We start from the raw sequence: 17,222 nt of genomic DNA, 5'->3' as shown, positions 1-17,222 counted from the left end.
TTAGCGTTCTAAATGTAAATAAAAAAATTTTGAAAGGGTAAAAAAAAATTAATATAACACAATATTTTTAGTCCATTTTAGAGCGCGTGATTTAGCTTACAAAAGCTAGTGGAACGGTGGGAAAAATATGTAGGCGATAACGATGGCTGCAATGACTCCGACCGCATCTGCAATGAGGGCGCAGGTGACGGCGTGGCGGGTCTTTTTGACGCCTACAGAGCCGAAATACACGGCGATGATGTAGAATGTCGTGTCGGCTGCTCCTTGGAACATGCAACTGAGGCGGCCAGCAAAGCTATCCGGGCCAAGGTTCTTCATGGCGTCGATCATCATGCCGCGAGCACCGCTACCGCTAAGGGGCTTCATAAGGGCGGTGGGGAGCGCTGGGACAACGTCGTTCCCAACACCGATAAGGCCGAGCAAAGCAGAGATGCCGTTCATCACGAGGTCCATCGCACCGCTTGCGCGGAACACGGCGACACCCACGAGAATCGCGACGAGGTTCGGGATGATCATGACGGCGGTGTTGAAACCTTCCTTTGCGCCTTCCACGAATGCTTCATAAGCTTGGACTTTCTTGTAGCAGGCTAGGCCGAGGAATGCAACGATGACTCCAAACAGCACAAGACCGCTAATGAAAAGGCTCGTAGTGCCGAGTGCTTCGGCGGTGAGATGGCTAAAGTAGAACATTACGGCGATAACGCAAGCGCTGATGCCGCCGAGCCACATGACGGTTACTGGGTCCTTGAGCTTGATTTTCTGGAAAAAGCTGAGTGCGAAAATACCTGCGATAGTGCTGAAGAATGTCGAGAGGAGGAGCGGGAGGAACACGTCACTCGGGTTTGCTGCGCCGAGCTGTGCGCGGTAAGTCATTATGCTAACAGGAATTAGCGTAAGTCCGCTTGCGTTCAAGACGAGGAACATGATTTGCGAATCGCTTGCGACGGTCTTGTCGTCGTTCGGGTTCAAGTCCTGGAGCTGCTTCATGGCTTTGAGGCCCATCGGCGTTGCCGCATTGTCGAGCCCGAGCATGTTCGCGCTGATGTTCATGAGCATGGTACCCACGACCGGGTGGCCCTTCGGGATTTCGGGGAAGAGTCTCGAGAATAGCGGCTGCACGATTTTTGCCAAAATCTGGACTGCGCCCGCTTTTTCGCCGATTTTCAGGATGCCGAGCCACAGGCTCAAAATGCCCGTGAGGCCAAGAGCGATTTCGAATGCCGTCTTGGACATGTCAAAAGCGCCGAGAATGGCCTTGTTAAAAATGCCGGTATCGCCGAAAGCAAGCCATTGGACGATGCATGCGATAAATGCACCGAAGAAAAACACGAGCCAGATTACGTTTAAAACCATGGCTCAAATGTAAGAAAAAAATAGCAGGTGGTGCGTCGTTCCCTATATGCTCACAGCCGCAATTTCCATGCCATCTTCCAGCGTGTGGATGCTGAATTTGGCATGGGCATGTTCGTTTGCTGTCGCGGGCGTGCTTTCGTAGAATCCGAATGTCGGCGGGTTACCGCCTTTCGGGAGGCTCGTGGAACCCGGATTCACGAGAAGCACATTGCGGAAGTTCTTTTCGAGCTTCCAGATGTGCGTGTGACCGTACAGATACACGTCAATTTGCGGCTTTTGCGGAACCTCGGCTTCTGGCTGCGTGGACTGCGCTGAGGATTGCGCCGCACCCGTAGATTCAATGGCGTTTAGCGCATCTCTCGGGAAACATTCCGGCATAAAGATGTGTCCATGGCTCATGAACAAGTGAAGTCCGCAATCTTTGACGACTTTGTATTCGTTTTCGATAGGGAAGTCTAGCATCATCAAGTCAACATCGGCATCGCAGTTGCCGCGGACAGCGACAATGCGGTCTTTGTACGGCGCAAGCGCTTCGACGACTTGCATCGGGCCGTGTCCTGCCGGGAGCGGGTTTCGCGGGCCGTGATAGAGCGTATCGCCCAGCAAGAATATCTTGTCGCAGTTAAACTTTTCAAAGAACGTGAGCGCCTGCCTTGCCGCCAAAGCAGAACCATGAATATCGGAGAGAATTAATGCGCGCATAGTTAGTCAATAGTTGTTAGTCAAAGGTCATTAGCTTTGGGCTATGGGGTCGCACCTTTGGTGCTTTGGGGTCGCTTCGCTTTGGACTATACCTCATACCTCAAAGGTCGCCCTTGGGCGACCGTGCCCATAGCTCAGACCTCATTTCACTGTAATCATCGGGCTCGTTTCACTCAAGAGGTAGTTCCATTCTTCGCGAATCTTGTCGTATTCGGTCGGATCGGCGTAGAGTGCAAACGTGGTCCACTTGATGCCACTAGAAGTCTTGGACTTCGGCTGCTTTTCGAAGCTCACGTAATCCGGGGCGCGGTTAAGCGGCTTTGCTTCGGTGAGCGTTACCGTGTGGCCGCTAGCCGTCTTGATGTTCAGCTTAAAGCTGAACTGCGTCTCGTGCGGCATGCGGATAGGGTGGTGGCGCTTTGCGACCTTCGGGAGCTTGAAGAGGCTGCGTTCCCAGACGTTCGGGAATCTTCCCTTGAGTTCAGAACCTCCCTGACCAAAGTAACCCTTTGAGGCGTACGTGTTCACGATGATAAGCGGCTTGTTGAACTGGTCTAGGTTCTTGATGCGGATGTTGCCGATGCTCACGTCCGGCACGCCTGCGGCGAGGAACTGTTCCAAGAGCTTTTCCTGATCCTTGACATCGCGGCCAAAGAACTTGTTGCGGATGGCGCTAGCGAACTTGCCCTGGAGCTGTACGGAATCGCGGAATTCGCACTTGCCGTCTTCGGCGATAAAGAGGTCGTGCTGAATCGCAATTTGGTGTTCCTGGTTGTCTTCAAGAATCGGCGTTGTCACCACATGGCTCTGGTCTCCGTCAATCACGAGAGCGACCTTGCCTTCCATGTCGAGCGGTACCGGGCGATCGTTGCCTGTTTTGTCGGTAGCGTCGACCCAGCGTTCGCTAATCTTCCCTTGCTTCGGGATGTAGAGGATCATATGGTTGAACTGCTGGATGGTCGGTAAGTGCGAGAAACCTTCTTCCGTGAGGTGGATGGCGGTGAGGTAGCTCTTGACGCCAATGGCATCAAGCATGTCCTTGAGCAAAAGTGCCATGTCCTTGCAGTCACCACGGTGTTCCTTGAGCGTGACTTCTGCGGTCTGCGGAATCAGGCTGTGGCCGCCGAATCGCACATCGCGGTAACGGATGTCCTGACGGACAAAGTTGATTATGGCCTTGACTGCTTCATCGCCAATCTTGTTGCCACGCACTTCAAAAGCTTGTTCGCGAACCTTGACTGCCTTCTTGAACTGATGGCTGATGAGGTTCTGGTAATCGTCACCAACGTCGCGCCATTCCTGCTTGCCTGTGAGCATGAGGCCTGCGCCGAAGTCGCGGTACACCGGCATATAAAGTTCCTTGCGGACAATGACCGGGTTTTCAATCTTCCATTCAATGCCACCCTTGATGGCTGTCTTTTCGAGCGGACCGTATTCTTCGGTGACAAATCGGGTCGTGTCGGCGTAAATGCGGAATACAGATTCTCCGACCGGTACATCGCGGCTGCTTTCGTAGTTCGTGTACGGAATCATGCCCTTGTTTTCGAGATTCGTGCGGCTGAATTGCATGTAGATAAAGTCACCCGGAGCAAGTTCCGAAAGCGGGAAGTGGGCAGTCTGGCTTTCGTTACCACCACCAATTTCTGTAGCGTATGTGATATAGGCTCCGTTGAGTGTTGCCTTCTGCTTGAGTTTCCAGTTGCTGTCGTAAACTTCGAGCGCGTTCAAGAAAATGCGGTCGTAGCCCGGCAAAAAGTCAAACGTGAATTCACGATAAATGGCGGCGCCGCGCTGGTCCAGAACTTCGAGGAGCATTTCTTCGCTGCGGACCCAGTTGGCGTTCTTTTCGGCCTTGAGGGATTCCTTTTGGTAATGAATTACGGCAGGGAAGTCGCCTTCGATGGCGTTCTGCTTGGCCTGCGGGCGGAGAAGAGTCTTCAAGTCTGCGGTGCGGTCTTCCACCGGGGTAATCGGCTTTTGGAGTGTGCGGTTGTCAGCCTTGCCGAGGTAAGCCTTAGTGGCGGAAAGGAAGCTCTTGGCATCTTCGTTATCCGGCTTGAGGGCGAGAGCCTTGGTGAGCGCCTTTTCGGCATCGCGGTAATTGCGGCTGTAGAACAAAATCTTGCCGTGCATTGTCCAGACTTTATAATCGTTCTTGGCCTTGGCGAGCGTTTCGTCGCTAATGGCGCGGGCTTCTTCGTAGCGGCCGAGGAACATCAAAGCGTCCATGAGGGTTTCGCCAAGTTCCTTGCTCATGCCAAAGCGGCCACGGATAGCGTACAAGATATCGACGGCTTCGGCGTACTGGTCAAGACCCATGTAAGTCTTGGCGAGGTAAACGCCCAGACGGGAGCTTGGCTGCGTGTCATAGAGGCGTTGCACCACAATGAGGGACTGGTGGCGCTGTCCCAAACCCCAGAGAGCGTCGCTCAAGTTGATGACGTATTCCGGATTGTTCGGCGTGTAACGGAGGGCCGCTTCGGCACATTCGCGGGCGTGGCCGTAGTCGAACAATGCTTCGTACATTTCACCGAGAATGGAGAGCAACTTGCCGTTCTTGCGTACAAGATCAATCTGGCTTGTGAAATAGCTGATGCCCGGGCCGTAAAGTTCCTTCATCTGGTAAACGAATCCGCAGTTAATTAAATAGAGCGGTTCTTCCGGGTCCATCTTGTTAGCGCGTTCAAAGTAGCTGAGGGCGACAAACGGCTGGTCTTCAAGCAAACGGAGAATACCGACTTGGCTCATGACGGCTGCGTTGAACTTGTTCTGCTTTTTGCGGGCTTCTTCGTCGCTTGCCATTTTGGGCATCGCGCCGACCTTGAGGCTGTTGACTGCATTTTTCATCACAGAGGCATATTTCTTCTTGTTGATGCCCTGGGTCCAGGTGGCAATCAAGATTCCTCGACCGTTATCGTAATAGAATCGGCCTGTATAATAGAAGTCAAATTTATTGACGACGTGGGTGAGCGTGAATTCCTGGGCGTAGCGGTCGCCGACCTTGACTCGCTGGACTTCAAAGCTCGGTTCGTTCATGGAAAGTCCAAGACGGCTGAGGAGGACCTTGAACATGTCTTGCTGGCTGACTTCGTCGCTCGGGACGATGGCGCCATATACAAACAGCGAAATATCTTCTTTCTTGTTGCTGAGCACTAAATCCGGGTCTTCGTTTTGGCGGGCGACTCCGGTCCAGTTGTGCCAAAGCGTATCGCTTGTGCTCCAGGAGTATCCGAGGTCTGCGCTGGAGTACTGCATGATGCGTTCTTCGGAAAGTTCAGAAACGGCTTCCTGGACAACTTCTTTCAGTTTGAATGATGCATAGAAGTCTTTCCATTCCTGTTTGAGTGTGCCTGCGGGGAGTTGCGTATCTGTTGCCGCGAGAGTAAGTGTAAAGATGCGGTTCCCTGCGCCAATCACGAGACCGACGGCTTCGTAAGGCGTGTCGTAACGCTTGCCGGCGACATCAAAGAATGCGCCTGTCGTGCCGAATGCTTCTTCCGGGTATGTTTCTGCGAGTGTCGCCTTTTTACCGCTTGATTCGAATGACTGCATTTCGATCTGGGCGCGGTCCATGAGGCGGAGCGGTTCACCTTCGGGAAGCATCACTTCCACGAGGACGGCTCGGCGTCCCGTTTTCGGATTGTAGAATTCGTACGGGGCATTGTCTTCGCCACCGATAATTGTCCAACCGTTGTCGGGTGCGGTAAACGTGTAGCCGCTCGTTTCGATAGTTCCACCGGTGGCTACCGTGGCGGGCGCTTCTTCGGTGACGTAATCTGTAGAGGATTCATCGTCGTAATAAGCGTCCGTCGATTCGGAAATTTCTGGCGTGGGCGAAGGGTTAACTTCTGGTGTGTTGTTACCGGCACAGGAAACAAGGAAGAACAACCCGAACAGGGAGGCACAAAGGCTAGAGCGAGATATTTTAACTGTTTTCAAATTCATATTTATAAAAAACAAAAATGCTTTTTAAAAGAGTACTTTTTAACGCAATTTAGATAAATTACGATACTCCAATTAAGACGATGCTTGCTGTGCAGCGCTTTAGCTCTTGTTGTGTAACTCTCTTTTTACAAACGTGCTGAAATGTTGTATGTGGTTTCTGCGCTGTTAAAGGCGAGACTAGATATTGGGAATGACTTGATTGCCTTCAAAGGCGTTTTTGATGTGCGCAAACTGGAGCGGTTCTTGGTAGGCGCGGGCGCTCAGAACATCGAAACGGCAAGGAGTGTCAAAGCCCTTAGGGGCAATTGTTTTTTGCGTTGCCAAGAAATGGCAAGCGGTTTGCCAAATCTTCTTTTGCTTGAGAGCGTTCACACGTGCGGCAGGGTTCCCTTCCTGGTTATTCCAAACAGACTTGACTTCAACAAAAACGAGAGTCCCGTTATCGCGGGCGACAATGTCGAGTTCTCCGCCATGGTAAGCGTAATTACGGGTGACAACTTGGTAGCCTTCGCGCATCAGGAATGCCACCGCCTGCGTCTCTATAAAATTTCCCTTAGCGCGATTGCAGGATCTTTGTACAATCCTTTTTTGCATTTTCCCCTCTTTTCAGCAGCTTACTGCCTACTGTCTACTTCCTACTGCCAACTGCCAACTACTCCACTTCCATCCCAAGCAAGCGGATTTCCGAAATAGCGTAGTCGTCGTTGTCAGCTTCGTAAACGTCTTCAAGGTAGAACCGGAGCTCCGTCGTTTCAACAGCCTGAATGTTCGGGTACTGCATTCCCCTAATATTTTCGAGCTTGATGCGTTGCTTGAATCCGTCCTTTGTCTCAATGGTGAGCGTGTGCGGTTTCTTGAAAATGCGGAAGCGGTCGCCGAAAGCGTCATCTACGGACTTCTGGTAGCCAACAGCAATGCCGATGTTCGTGATGAGCGTGTTCTGGTCAAAGTACATGGCGAGCACCGGGTTCAACGGCTTGAGCGGCATCTTGTTGAGCCATGCCGTGGTGAGGTCGCCGTCAGTCAAGTTCTCAATCGGGTAACCCTTTTTCATTTCGGGCTCGATGGCTCTCGTTTCGTAGTTTGCGATGACCTCGCTCCATTCAACTTCATGCAACATGTTCTGCGGTTTGTGCGTGAACATGAGGAGCATGAGTAAAATCACGATGAGCGGGAACAGCACCGAGAACGCAACAATGATGAGTTTGTGCGGAGTGAGGTTGCTGCCGAATCGCTTGGCCGCTTCTGCAATGGAAGGAACGCTGCGGTGGCTGCCGGTCTTGCGACCGACAGAAGAATTCTGATACGGTGTGTCGTGCTGCGGGAATACCTGGTCGCATTCGTCCAAGAATTCCTGCATGTCGTGGAAGCGTTCGTTCAGCTTTTTCTTGAGGCACTTGAGGATGAGCGCCGAAAGTCCGTCCGGGATATCTTCGCGGAAAAGTTCCGGAGCCGGAGGCGGTTCCTGCACGTGCTTGAGCGCAATTTCCACAGGGCGGCTGCCTTCGAACGGCAAACGTCCGCAAGTCATTTCGTAAAGGATCACGCCCATGCTATAAATGTCGGACTGGAGCGTGACTTCGTCACCGTGGCACTGTTCGGGCGACATGTATTCGGGCGTACCCATGGTCATGCCGGTGCGGGTGAGGCGTTCCTTTTCCATCTCCTGGATGTATGAAATGCCAAAGTCCATGATGTAGACGCGGTTGTCGCGCGTGAGCATGATGTTTGATGGCTTCACGTCGCGGTGGACGATGCCCTTGCTGTGCGCGTAAAGGAGACCGCGTGCAATTTGCTTGATGATGACTTCAATGGCCTCAAAGGAAAGTTTGCTCTTGTTTTGCAAAATTTCGGCAAGCGAAATACCTTGCACGTAAGTCATCGAAATAAAGAGCTGGTTGCCCTGCTGGCCAAAGTCGAACACGTGAACGATGTTTTGGTGGTCGAGCTCCTTCATGGCCTGCGCTTCGAGATAGAAACGCTTGATGGCTTCGACATCGGAGGTGGAGTCGAGTATCTTGAAGGCGACTTCGCGGTTCAGCCTTTTATCGAGGGCCTTGTAGACATAGCCCATTCCGCCTTTGCCGAGCGTTCCCAATAGTTCGTAGTTTTCGTTAAAGGGGTACGGAAAATTTAGCGGTTGTTCTGGACGTATCATCTTGGCTTCTTTAATTTGTGTAGTAAAATTGCAGTTACAATATAGAAACTAAGCGCGATCGCGATGGCGAAAATCGTGTTGAAAATGTCGTCTTTTCGTTCTAGCAAAATGTTGAGGAGCGAAGCTTGGTTGTAGCGCGACCAGATGACGCTCGAAAGCGCGCGGCCAATGGGCTGCATTTGGTCAAGCGGCACGAGGGCTCCGGCGAGGGCGACTTGCGGGATGATGAGGAGCGGCAAGAAGGCATTTGCCTGGCTCGTGTTCTTGGCGAGTGTACTCGTGAAAAGCCCGACGGTGGTTGCGGGGACCGCGATGCAGGCGAAAACGCAGGCGATAAGCGCAATTTGGGGGTGGGGGGTAATGCGGGTACTGATAAACGCATAGACGATTGCCGTCTGCATCATCGTGAAAATGATGGGGAGCGTGCATTTGGCGGTTAGCGTCGAGATTGCAGAAACGCCTCGGCGGAACTTGTCGCGGAGAATGTCTTTCTCCTGCACGATTTCACGGATAGAAAGCGAGAGCGCAAACCAGTTTGCACAAAGGATAATCGCAAAGGCGACGGTCCAGAGTGAACTTTGATCGGAGAATATTTGCGAGAGCAAAAATCCGATAATCGCGGGTTGCACAAAAAGCGCTGCAATGCGGCCTTTGTCGCGGAACCACTGCTTGGCGGTGATGCGCACAGTGTAGGCGAAATTGTGGGGGAGCTTGGTGCGTTCAAAGTAATATTTGCTGTCGCGCACTTTTTGCTCGTGCTTGTAGCTCTCGTGAAATTCCGCAGCCTTGCTTTGTGTGATGCTCGTGAGGAGCGCTTGCGGGTCGTTCGTGTTGAAGTGCGCGTATGCGGCCTGAACAGTCCCGAAGAACGCTTCTTCGCCCTGGTGCAGTACGAGAACTTTATTTGCAATCTGCAACGCTTCGTAGCTGTGAGTCGTGAGGATAATCGTATGACCGAGGAACGCTAGCTGCTTCAAGTGCGTGCAAAGGATTCTTGAATTGTACGGATCAAGACCCGAGAGCGGTTCGTCGAGAATCACGAGGCCCGGATTGCCCATGAGCTCGCGTGCGAGCGCGACGCGGCGCATTTCGCCGCCGCTGAGCGTCTTCACGAGGTTATGCTTGCGTCCGCTCAGCCCGAAAAGTTCGCAGAACTTTTCGAGTCGCGCAAGAGCATCTTGCTTGAAGTTTCGCACGTCCATTGACGAACGCGCTCCGTCGAGAATGGTTTCCTCGACGGTCAGCTCCGGGCGGAGCGGCGGGTCTTGCGGCAATATCGCGATGCGTCTGCGAATCTCGTTTTTGCGGTAATCGACACCGCCGATGCGCACAATGCTCTGCTTGTCGCAACTGTTTATGCCTTGAATCATCTTCAGAAGCGAAGACTTGCCTTGTCCGGATCGCCCGATAATTGCAAGAATTTCGCCGGCGGGGAGTTCAAAATCAATCCCTTTCAGTAATTGCTTTTTGCCTGCGAAAACATTCACGTTTTGCGCGAAAACGTCAAAACCCGAATTTTGCGCTTCAATCAGTAAATCATTGTTGCGGAACCCGACCACGGCTGATTCAAAACGGCTGGCGTCACCGCTTGCAATCGTAATCGTGCGTGTGCGTTTGCCGCTCTCGTCTACAATCGCTTTCGCAAACTTGATTTCGGCGCGATTTTCGCGGGCATTTTTAGAAGCGCGTGCTTTCCCGATTCCAGGAATTTCAATTTCTCTCCATTCCGTTGAAAGCGTTACGGTCTGCATATCGCTTTCCGTTTCGCGCTCCATAATCAAAAGCGTCAAATCCGCGCCACGGAGTGTCGCTCGCAACTGCCTCGGCCCAATGAGTATCACGTCGCCATCGTTTATCACGGCGGTCGTCACGTCTTTCCCGTTCAGCATCGTGATACTGTTCTGGGTCAAGCTTTGCAAAATCCATTTGCCGTCCGTAAAATTCAGAACCGCATGATACCTCGAAACCATCAGGTTGTCGAATTGCAAAACGTTATCCGATTTGCGCCCGATGGTAAACGGTTTCGATGGGTCTGGATTGACGAGGCGGAATGGGAACATCGCAATTCCTTATTACGAGAGTTCTTTCACGAATGCTTCAAAGCGGTCGCAAGCCTTCGCAAGATTTTCATCGCTTGCGGCGTACGAGAATCTAACGCATGTGTCGTCGCCAAAGGCGGCGCCTGGCACAATCGCAAGTCCCTTGCTTTCCAAAAGTGCGCTGCAAAAATCAATCGAGCCTGCAATCACCTTGCCGTCCGGAGTCTTTTTCCCGTAGTAATCGCTCACCGGTGCAAAAAGGTAGAATGCGCCTTCGGGTGCGCGCGGCTTGGTCGAGAGGAACGAAGTGCGTTCAAGCATGTAGGCTCTGCGCTTGCGGAAGGCTGCCTGCATGGCATGAACATTGCTCTTGTCCATGTTCAGAGCGCCGAGTGCGGCGTACTGTGCGACATTGCTCGGGTGGTGCGTGGCCTGTCCCTGGATTTTTCCGATGATTTTTGCAATCGGGGCGGGGGCGGCATCGTAACCGATTCTCCAGCCGGTCATGCAGTGAGACTTCGAAAAGCCGTTAATCACAATTGTACGTTCTGCCATGCCGGGGAATACTGCTGCGCTCGTAAACTCAGTATCGTAGACAAAGTATTCGTAAACTTCGTCCGAGATGCAGTAGATGTCCTGTGCTACAATTTCCTTTGCCAATGCTTCAAGTTCTCTCTTGCTGTAAACGGCGCCAGTCGGGTTGCACGGATTGTTCAAGAGAATTGCCTTCGTGCGCGGCGTGCAAGCCTTGCGCAAATCTTCGGCATCAATCTTGAAGTTCTTTTCAATGCCGGCTTCAACAAACACCGGCGTACCGCCGAGCCACTTCACAAGTTCCGGATACGTGACCCAGTACGGGGCGGGGATAATCACTTCGTCACCCGGATTGATGAGGGCGGCGAGAGCGTTGAACACGGCGTGCTTTGCACCGCTCGTCATGATGATTTGCGATGCATTGTAATGGAGTCCGTTTTCTTCTTCCAATTTCTTTGCAACAGCCTTGCGCACATCAAGAATCCCGACAGGTGCAGTATAGCGCGTCTTGCCTGCGCGGATAGCATCAATTGCCGCATCTTGAATGGGGGTGGGCGTTCCAAAGTCGGGTTCGCCTGCGCCGAGACTCACGACGTCCTTGCCGTCTGCGATCATCTGTTTTGCCATTGTGTCGATGGCGACGGTGAGCGATGCTGCAATATTTTGAGTTCTATCAGAAAGCGTTTTCATCTTTAGCTTCCTTTTTCCTTTTCTGTCTCAGACGGTATTGGTCGAGCGATCCTGCGATGAGGGGGAAGATGGTGAATTGGGAAATGAATATGCAGATAAGGCCTGTCAACGAGACGTAGCCCATGCTGCGAAGCCCCGGGTGGGACGAAACGAGCATGCCGTATGTACCGATGAAGGCGGCCATCTGCGAGAGAAAAATCGTAAAGAACTTGTCCCTAAGGATTGTGAGCGCGGTCCCTGTTTGCTTCTCGTAATAAGCCGAGAAAAACTGGAGGGAGCCATCGACGCTTGCTCCAATCAAAATCGGGAAGGCGAGTGCGCTGTATGCTGAAATCTTCACGTCAAATGCGTTGAGCGCTGCGAGGAACCAGCTTGCTGCAAATACAGACGGAAGTGCGGTAAACAAGGCGCGGCTAAAGCGGTTATAATAAACGAGCATGAACAGAAACACTAAAATACCACCCACTTGCAATGGTCTACTGATATTATTTGTAATCCTATCCAAGAAAATAGCGCGAGTAATCGGGATGCCTGCCACCAAGTATTTCCCGTTGTCGATACCTTCAATCTGGTGGAGTTCTTTGTGCAATTTTACGCATTCGCTGCCAAAGTTTTCCTTGATGTCGGTAAAGATGAACGCAAAGCGGCCTTGCTTGCCGTGCTTGTCGCGGAACTTCTTGGCGATATACTCAGGTGGCTCAAAGTCATCGGCTTCGTCAAATTCAAGCGCCTGTTCCACCTTTTCAAGATTTTCAAGTTCGCTCTTGGAGAGCGCTTCACGAAATTCCTTAGTGACCAAGCTGTGCAACTGGCGGAGCTTTTCCATTTTCTTCTGTTGCAAGTTGGGGGAAAACTGTGCAAGCGTAAACAGCGAGTTGACGGTTGAAAGTTCGCCGTTGTTTTTGAGCTCGGTGAATCGTTCCAGCAGGTTCTCGCTTTCGGCACTTTCCGGGAGCATCACGATGACGGGCGTCTTGTTCATGAATCCCGTCTCTGCAATTAGGGAATCAATCGTTGCGTCCTTGTAGTTGATTTCTGTAGCCGAAAAGTCGTTGCGGATGTGGATGCGAGTACCGCCGATGTAAAGCCCAACGAGACTTGCCGCGATGATAATCGAGAAAATCGTCCAGTTCAAACGATTTGAAAGCATTGAAATCTTGTACTCAGGGTGAATTTGCGAGTGTCTAATCGAGAACGGTTTTTTGCGTTGCGTGACCTGCAAAAGTGCAGCCGAGAAAAGGAGCGTAATGGCCCAGTTCAAAATGCAGCCCGTTGAACCGAGAACGCCCAGTTCCTGGAGTCCTGGCAGCGGAATCAAAATCAAACTAGCGAACAATGTTGCAAATGCAAAACTCGAAACGGCGGTCGAGGGCCCGATGCCAAGGAGCGCACTTTCAATGCAAAGTTGTGGGCTCAAGTTCTGCTCGCGTTCCAAAAAGTATCGGTTCAGAACGTGGTTGATAATCTGCAGAGCTTGTCCCGGGAGCACAATTGCAAGCAAAAGCGTAAACAAGTTAATGCGTCCGTAGAACATATACGAACACGCCATCGTCGTAAAAATCGGTGTTGCAATTGGCAGAGCTGAAATAAAAATCAATTGCGGCTGCCTAAAGAAGTTGAGAATCAGAAGCAGAAGAATCAGACCCGCTGTGACGCAGCCCACCATCTTTGCTTCGGGCAGAAGCCGCTTGCCGGTCTGGATGGATTCGTAGACCTTTCCTGCAAAATACACCTGGAAATCGCTAGGTGTTTTTTCATTTTTCAACTGATTTGAAACTTCGTAGAAAAGGTTCCTGTTTGCCTGCAAATCCGAGATCGAATGCGTCGGGTAAATTTCAACGATACGGATGGTCCCGGTTTTGTTGGAGTGGCTCACGGCGAGCTTGTCAAAATACTTCTTTTCGAGGTCGCTTAAAAGCTGTTCGCGCTGTTCCGAAGTCGTCTGCGTGATGGAATCAATCGCACTCTTGAGGTCAATGAACAGCGGGTTGTTCTTCATGATGTAGTCGTGCTTGAGCTTTTCAATGCGATGCACCATGATGTCAATGTCGTTTTCACTGGCGTACAAGAACTTGTTCTTCTTGTAAAATTCAATGTCGGTCTCGAAGTCGGCAAAATGGACTGCCGGACTCTGCTGCATCTTTTGTGCGAGGTTTTTGGCGATTTGGTAGTTCGCACTCGAATCCTCCGATTGCAAGATGACGATGAGGCTTCCAAGCCCACCGAATTCGTCTTCAATTTTCTGGACGTTGCTCGGTTCTCGCGCACTCGTAATCGTGTCTTGTAACTGTAAATCCCATCGCAAATGCATGATGGGGTAAATGCTCAAAATACCTACCGCCAGAAAAACCGTTAGGATAATCTTCGGGTAAGCCGCCAATTTTTTGATAATTTTTGCAAAAAGAGAAAACATCATAACCAATATAACTATATATTAGAATGGAAATGATGCGTTTGGTGACATTACTGGTGCTTGTGGGCGTGTTGAGTGTGCCTGCACTTGCGAAGAAGTCTGACGAAGCTGTTCAGGATACTTCTTCGGGTTCAATGTCGTTTACCGAAGTCATTGCGTGGCCATTCATCCATGTCATCCAACCTTTTTTTAGTTCACTTGTCTACCCGATTGCGGCACCATTACATTATGCAATTGAAAATGGAGTTGCAGACAAGGCGGTGGACCTGATTACTTTTGGTGAAAAACGCAACATTTTTATTTATCCGGTTTTTAATCTGAAGCCCGGCAGCTCGACTATGATCGGTCTATGCTACCGACACCGGAACTTGTTTTATCAGAACGATTACGCTGTTTTTGAAGGCCATTACTACGCCAATAGCGATTTTGATGTGAAAATGCGCTATTCTAAGCAGTCGTTGTTTGGTAAGAAATTGTACGGTCTGGTAAACCTGAATATTTATATGGATCGTGATAACGGATTTACTTTGCCTGTGACGAAGGAGTCGTTCAAACAAGCGGATACGACGATTAATGCAGGTCTCCGGTTCGGTTTCCCGATTACAGAATCAAGAAACCTCAACTTTAGTTTTGGCTCAGAACTTGTTTATCATTTGGCGGATTTCACGGATACGAAGGATTCGGTGCTGGATCACCCGAAGTTCCCGATTGAGGATCGAGGATTGTATCAAGGCCACTTTGAAATTCCGTTTTACGTGAACCTGGTCTTTGATAATTTGGATTTCCCATATGCTCCGTCAAAAGGCCAACGTTTAAGTTTGAGTGCCTCGTATGTGCTGACAAGTCATTATAGCGGGATAACTGCCGATGATATGTCTATTGTGGGGTTACACCGTTCTAGTGCGTTGAAAGATGGTGGCAAAAATCACGATTATGTGAGTGTTGACGCTTTTTACCAGATTTATTTCTTTATTGGTCGGGCTGACAAATATGTGTTGTCTGCAAAAGAAGGCCGCAAGACAAGAAAGTTCTATACAGACTTTTCTTTGAATGAAGTATTACGCGTGTGGCGCCCGGAAAATCTCGTGGAAACGCTTTTTGAACATCGCGTGTTTGCGTTCCAGCTCCGTTTCCAGGGAATGTGGGAAATGGAAAAGGGTGGCGCTCCATATTCGGCTTTTCCGTCGTTGAATGCGAGGTTCCCATTACGTGGCTATACGGGGGCATGGGTGGCTCCATTCGTGCTAGGTCTTTCAACAGAATACCGTTGGCCGGTGGACCGTCTTGTAGATGGTGTTGTTTTTAATGAATATGCCATGATTAGTGACAAGATAAATAGTTGGTCGAAGGACCATCTCTATAACTCGTGGGGATTCGGTGTTCGCGTCCGCAAGCCGGATATGTATCTGTTCCGTGTGCAGTTTGCTTTCCATAGTTGGCACGGATTGAGCCTCATCTTGACGATTGCTCCGGAATTCAGGTAATAAAAAAGTCTATATAATACGTTTGTGCAATATTTTTGCTTTTCGGGGGCTTTTTTGCGTGGGAAAAGCGTTGTGAATAGGGCTATCCACAATTGAAAAGGTATGCCTATTTGTTTATATTAATGATGTGGTTGAATGGGTTTTGAAGGAGTCTGTCAAATGTATAAACACTGGAAAAAATTTCTGCTTGCACTGACGGCATTTTTTTGGAATGCCTGCGATAATGGATCTTCTCCTGCGGCTCCTGTTTTTCCGGATTCCAGTTCAAGTACAACTAATGGACAAAATTCAAGTTCGTCCGTAGAAAAGGTGAGTTCAAGCTCAACGGTCAAAAATCAGTTTTCAAGTTCTTCGGATGTTCAGCCTAGTTCGTCTGCTGAATCGTCTAGCTCCGTTGAATCTTCTAGTTCCTCTCCGATTGCTGAAAGCTCCAGTGGCGAAATAGAGGTCGTGCCTTTGTACGGTGTTTATATGGACAGGGAAACCTGCACGGCTCATAAAGACGACAATGTTTATGAATGCACCGATGGGGTGACCTGCGTTGAATCTACAGCTGATGAGGAACAGGTTCCTGTAACGCGCGATCCGACAGAAGTGACTGCAAAATATGGAATTGTTTTCAAGCCCGAAGTTACGGCCAAGTATGGCGTTGTCTATGTGAAGGATAAAGTTTATACATGCAGTGATGGCAAGGTCTACAACGAAGCTGAATTCCAAGCGAATTATAATACCATTATCATTGATGAGACCGTTGTTCTTTATGGTCCGCCCTGCGCGTTTGAAGGCTCTTGCAAAGATGATGAGTAACTCGGAATTGATTCCGTATGCATCTCGGTATTAAAAAGTTTCTTGCGCTTGAAGCGCATCGCCTTTATCGTCATAGCCAGATTAAGGATCATCCCCTGACGTACCTCTTTTGGGAATGTACGTTGCGTTGCAATTTACATTGCTTGCATTGCGGGAGCGATTGTGTTGCCGATGCGATTCCGGACATGCCTCGTGAAGATTTTATGCGAGTTTTGGATGGCGTTTCGCCACATGTCGATCCTAGCAATTTTATTGTGGTGATTACTGGCGGTGAACCCTTAATGCGAGCCGATCTTGAAGAAATCGGCAAAGATATTAAAGCGCGTGGATACCCTTGGGGCATGGTGACGAATGGACTGGCTTTAAATCCAGAACGTTATACGAAACTCATGAATGCAGGGTTGCGTGCGTTGACGATTAGCCTTGATGGCCTTGAAGAAAATCATAACCATTTCCGCGGCAATGCGCACAGCTTCGAACGTGCGGTGCGTGCCATCAACATGGCCTCACATACGGACGGCATTACGTTTGACGTGATGACTTGCGTGAATCGCAAGAACCTTAAGGAATTGCCCAAGATTTATAACTTGCTTTTAAATCTAGGCGTCAAGCGTTGGCGTGTTTCGAATGTATTTGCGAAAGGCCGTGCAAAAGACAATCCGCTGTTCCAGCTTACGAATCAAGAATTTCGTCAAGTATTTGAATTTATTCGTGAAGCCAAGAAGCAAAATCTCATGAATGTGAACTACGATTGCGAAGGTTTTCTCGGCAGTTACGAAAAGGCCGTTCGCGATAATCCGTTCTTTTGCTGGGCGGGCGTCAATATTGCGTCGGTGCTGTGCGATGGAAGCATTTCGGCATGCCCGAGCTTGCGTGGGGATTACATTCAAGGGAATATCTACAAGGATGACTTGTGGGATGTATGGCAGAACCGCTATCAGGTGATGCGCGACCGCAGCTGGGCGAAAATTGGTGACTGCAAAACTTGCAAGTATTGGCGCTATTGCGAGGGCTCCAGCCTGCATTTGCGTGACGAGCGGACAAAAGAACTTGCATATTGCCATGTGAAACGGCTTGAAGCGGCTGGCGTTTAAAGG

General features: G+C 50.3%; 11 protein-coding genes. 3 read left to right on the top strand and 8 right to left on the bottom strand.

Annotation, left to right across the window (positions count from 1 at the left end; all coding sequences use genetic code 11):
- Positions 1-105: 105 nt before the first annotated feature.
- The 8 genes from FSU_RS02500 to FSU_RS02465 form a co-directional block, all read right to left on the bottom strand.
- On the bottom strand, positions 106-1,353 hold the full coding sequence (locus FSU_RS02500) for a nucleoside recognition domain-containing protein (RefSeq protein WP_012819966.1): 1,248 nt from the start codon (positions 1,351-1,353) through the stop codon (positions 106-108).
- Between the two features lie 42 nt (positions 1,354-1,395).
- Positions 1,396-2,055, bottom strand: a complete 660-nt coding sequence (gene yfcE, locus FSU_RS02495; protein WP_012819965.1) for a phosphodiesterase — start codon at positions 2,053-2,055, stop codon at positions 1,396-1,398.
- Positions 2,056-2,196: 141 nt separating this feature from the next.
- Complete coding sequence (locus tag FSU_RS02490; RefSeq protein WP_041917816.1) at positions 2,197-6,000, bottom strand: tetratricopeptide repeat protein; 3,804 nt, start codon at positions 5,998-6,000, stop codon at positions 2,197-2,199.
- A 177-nt stretch (positions 6,001-6,177) separates the two neighbouring features.
- Complete coding sequence (locus tag FSU_RS02485) at positions 6,178-6,594, bottom strand: YraN family protein (protein ID WP_012819963.1); 417 nt, start codon at positions 6,592-6,594, stop codon at positions 6,178-6,180.
- 58 nt (positions 6,595-6,652) lie between these two features.
- Positions 6,653-8,158, bottom strand: a complete 1,506-nt coding sequence (locus FSU_RS02480; protein ID WP_012819962.1) for a serine/threonine-protein kinase — start codon at positions 8,156-8,158, stop codon at positions 6,653-6,655.
- A complete protein-coding gene (locus tag FSU_RS02475; RefSeq protein ID WP_012819961.1) occupies positions 8,155-10,218 on the bottom strand; it encodes an ATP-binding cassette domain-containing protein in 2,064 nt (687 codons plus the stop codon). Before FSU_RS02475 ends, FSU_RS02480 begins: the two co-directional genes overlap by 4 nt.
- A gap of 12 nt (positions 10,219-10,230) precedes the next feature.
- The gene (locus tag FSU_RS02470; protein ID WP_012819960.1) at positions 10,231-11,421 is read right to left on the bottom strand and encodes a pyridoxal phosphate-dependent aminotransferase; all 1,191 of its coding nucleotides are present in this window, start codon (positions 11,419-11,421) and stop codon (positions 10,231-10,233) included.
- Complete coding sequence (locus FSU_RS02465) at positions 11,405-13,837, bottom strand: efflux RND transporter permease subunit (RefSeq protein ID WP_012819959.1); 2,433 nt, start codon at positions 13,835-13,837, stop codon at positions 11,405-11,407. Before FSU_RS02465 ends, FSU_RS02470 begins: the two co-directional genes overlap by 17 nt.
- A gap of 29 nt (positions 13,838-13,866) precedes the next feature.
- Between FSU_RS02465 and FSU_RS02460 the strand changes: the two genes are divergently transcribed.
- From FSU_RS02460 to FSU_RS02450, 3 genes are all read left to right on the top strand, one after another.
- Positions 13,867-15,318: a BamA/TamA family outer membrane protein gene (locus FSU_RS02460; protein WP_244263705.1), complete on the top strand. Its 1,452-nt coding sequence runs from the start codon at positions 13,867-13,869 to the stop codon at positions 15,316-15,318.
- A 159-nt stretch (positions 15,319-15,477) separates the two neighbouring features.
- Positions 15,478-16,125, top strand: coding sequence for a hypothetical protein (locus FSU_RS02455; protein WP_012819957.1), 648 nt, complete (start codon positions 15,478-15,480; stop codon positions 16,123-16,125).
- 17 nt (positions 16,126-16,142) lie between these two features.
- The gene (locus tag FSU_RS02450) at positions 16,143-17,219 is read left to right on the top strand and encodes a TIGR04133 family radical SAM/SPASM protein (protein ID WP_012819956.1); all 1,077 of its coding nucleotides are present in this window, start codon (positions 16,143-16,145) and stop codon (positions 17,217-17,219) included.
- Positions 17,220-17,222 lie beyond the last annotated feature (3 nt).

This window comes from Fibrobacter succinogenes subsp. succinogenes S85, assembly GCF_000146505.1.
GTDB classification, from domain to species: domain Bacteria; phylum Fibrobacterota; class Fibrobacteria; order Fibrobacterales; family Fibrobacteraceae; genus Fibrobacter; species Fibrobacter succinogenes.
The sequence above is the reverse complement of the archived record's forward strand: the minus strand, read 5'-3'. Positions and strand labels throughout refer to the sequence as shown.

Coding starts and splice junctions, on each gene's coding strand:
- FSU_RS02500 (WP_012819966.1), bottom strand. CDS start 1,353: ATGGTTTTAAACGTAATCTGGCTCGTGTTTTTCTTCGGTGCATTTATC.
- yfcE (WP_012819965.1), bottom strand. CDS start 2,055: ATGCGCGCATTAATTCTCTCCGATATTCATGGTTCTGCTTTGGCGGCA.
- FSU_RS02460 (WP_244263705.1), top strand. CDS start 13,867: ATGATGCGTTTGGTGACATTACTGGTGCTTGTGGGCGTGTTGAGTGTG.
- FSU_RS02470 (WP_012819960.1), bottom strand. CDS start 11,421: ATGAAAACGCTTTCTGATAGAACTCAAAATATTGCAGCATCGCTCACC.
- FSU_RS02485 (WP_012819963.1), bottom strand. CDS start 6,594: ATGCAAAAAAGGATTGTACAAAGATCCTGCAATCGCGCTAAGGGAAAT.
- FSU_RS02450 (WP_012819956.1), top strand. CDS start 16,143: ATGCATCTCGGTATTAAAAAGTTTCTTGCGCTTGAAGCGCATCGCCTT.
- FSU_RS02480 (WP_012819962.1), bottom strand. CDS start 8,158: ATGATACGTCCAGAACAACCGCTAAATTTTCCGTACCCCTTTAACGAA.
- FSU_RS02455 (WP_012819957.1), top strand. CDS start 15,478: ATGTATAAACACTGGAAAAAATTTCTGCTTGCACTGACGGCATTTTTT.
- FSU_RS02490 (WP_041917816.1), bottom strand. CDS start 6,000: ATGAATTTGAAAACAGTTAAAATATCTCGCTCTAGCCTTTGTGCCTCC.
- FSU_RS02465 (WP_012819959.1), bottom strand. CDS start 13,837: ATGATGTTTTCTCTTTTTGCAAAAATTATCAAAAAATTGGCGGCTTAC.
- FSU_RS02475 (WP_012819961.1), bottom strand. CDS start 10,218: ATGTTCCCATTCCGCCTCGTCAATCCAGACCCATCGAAACCGTTTACC.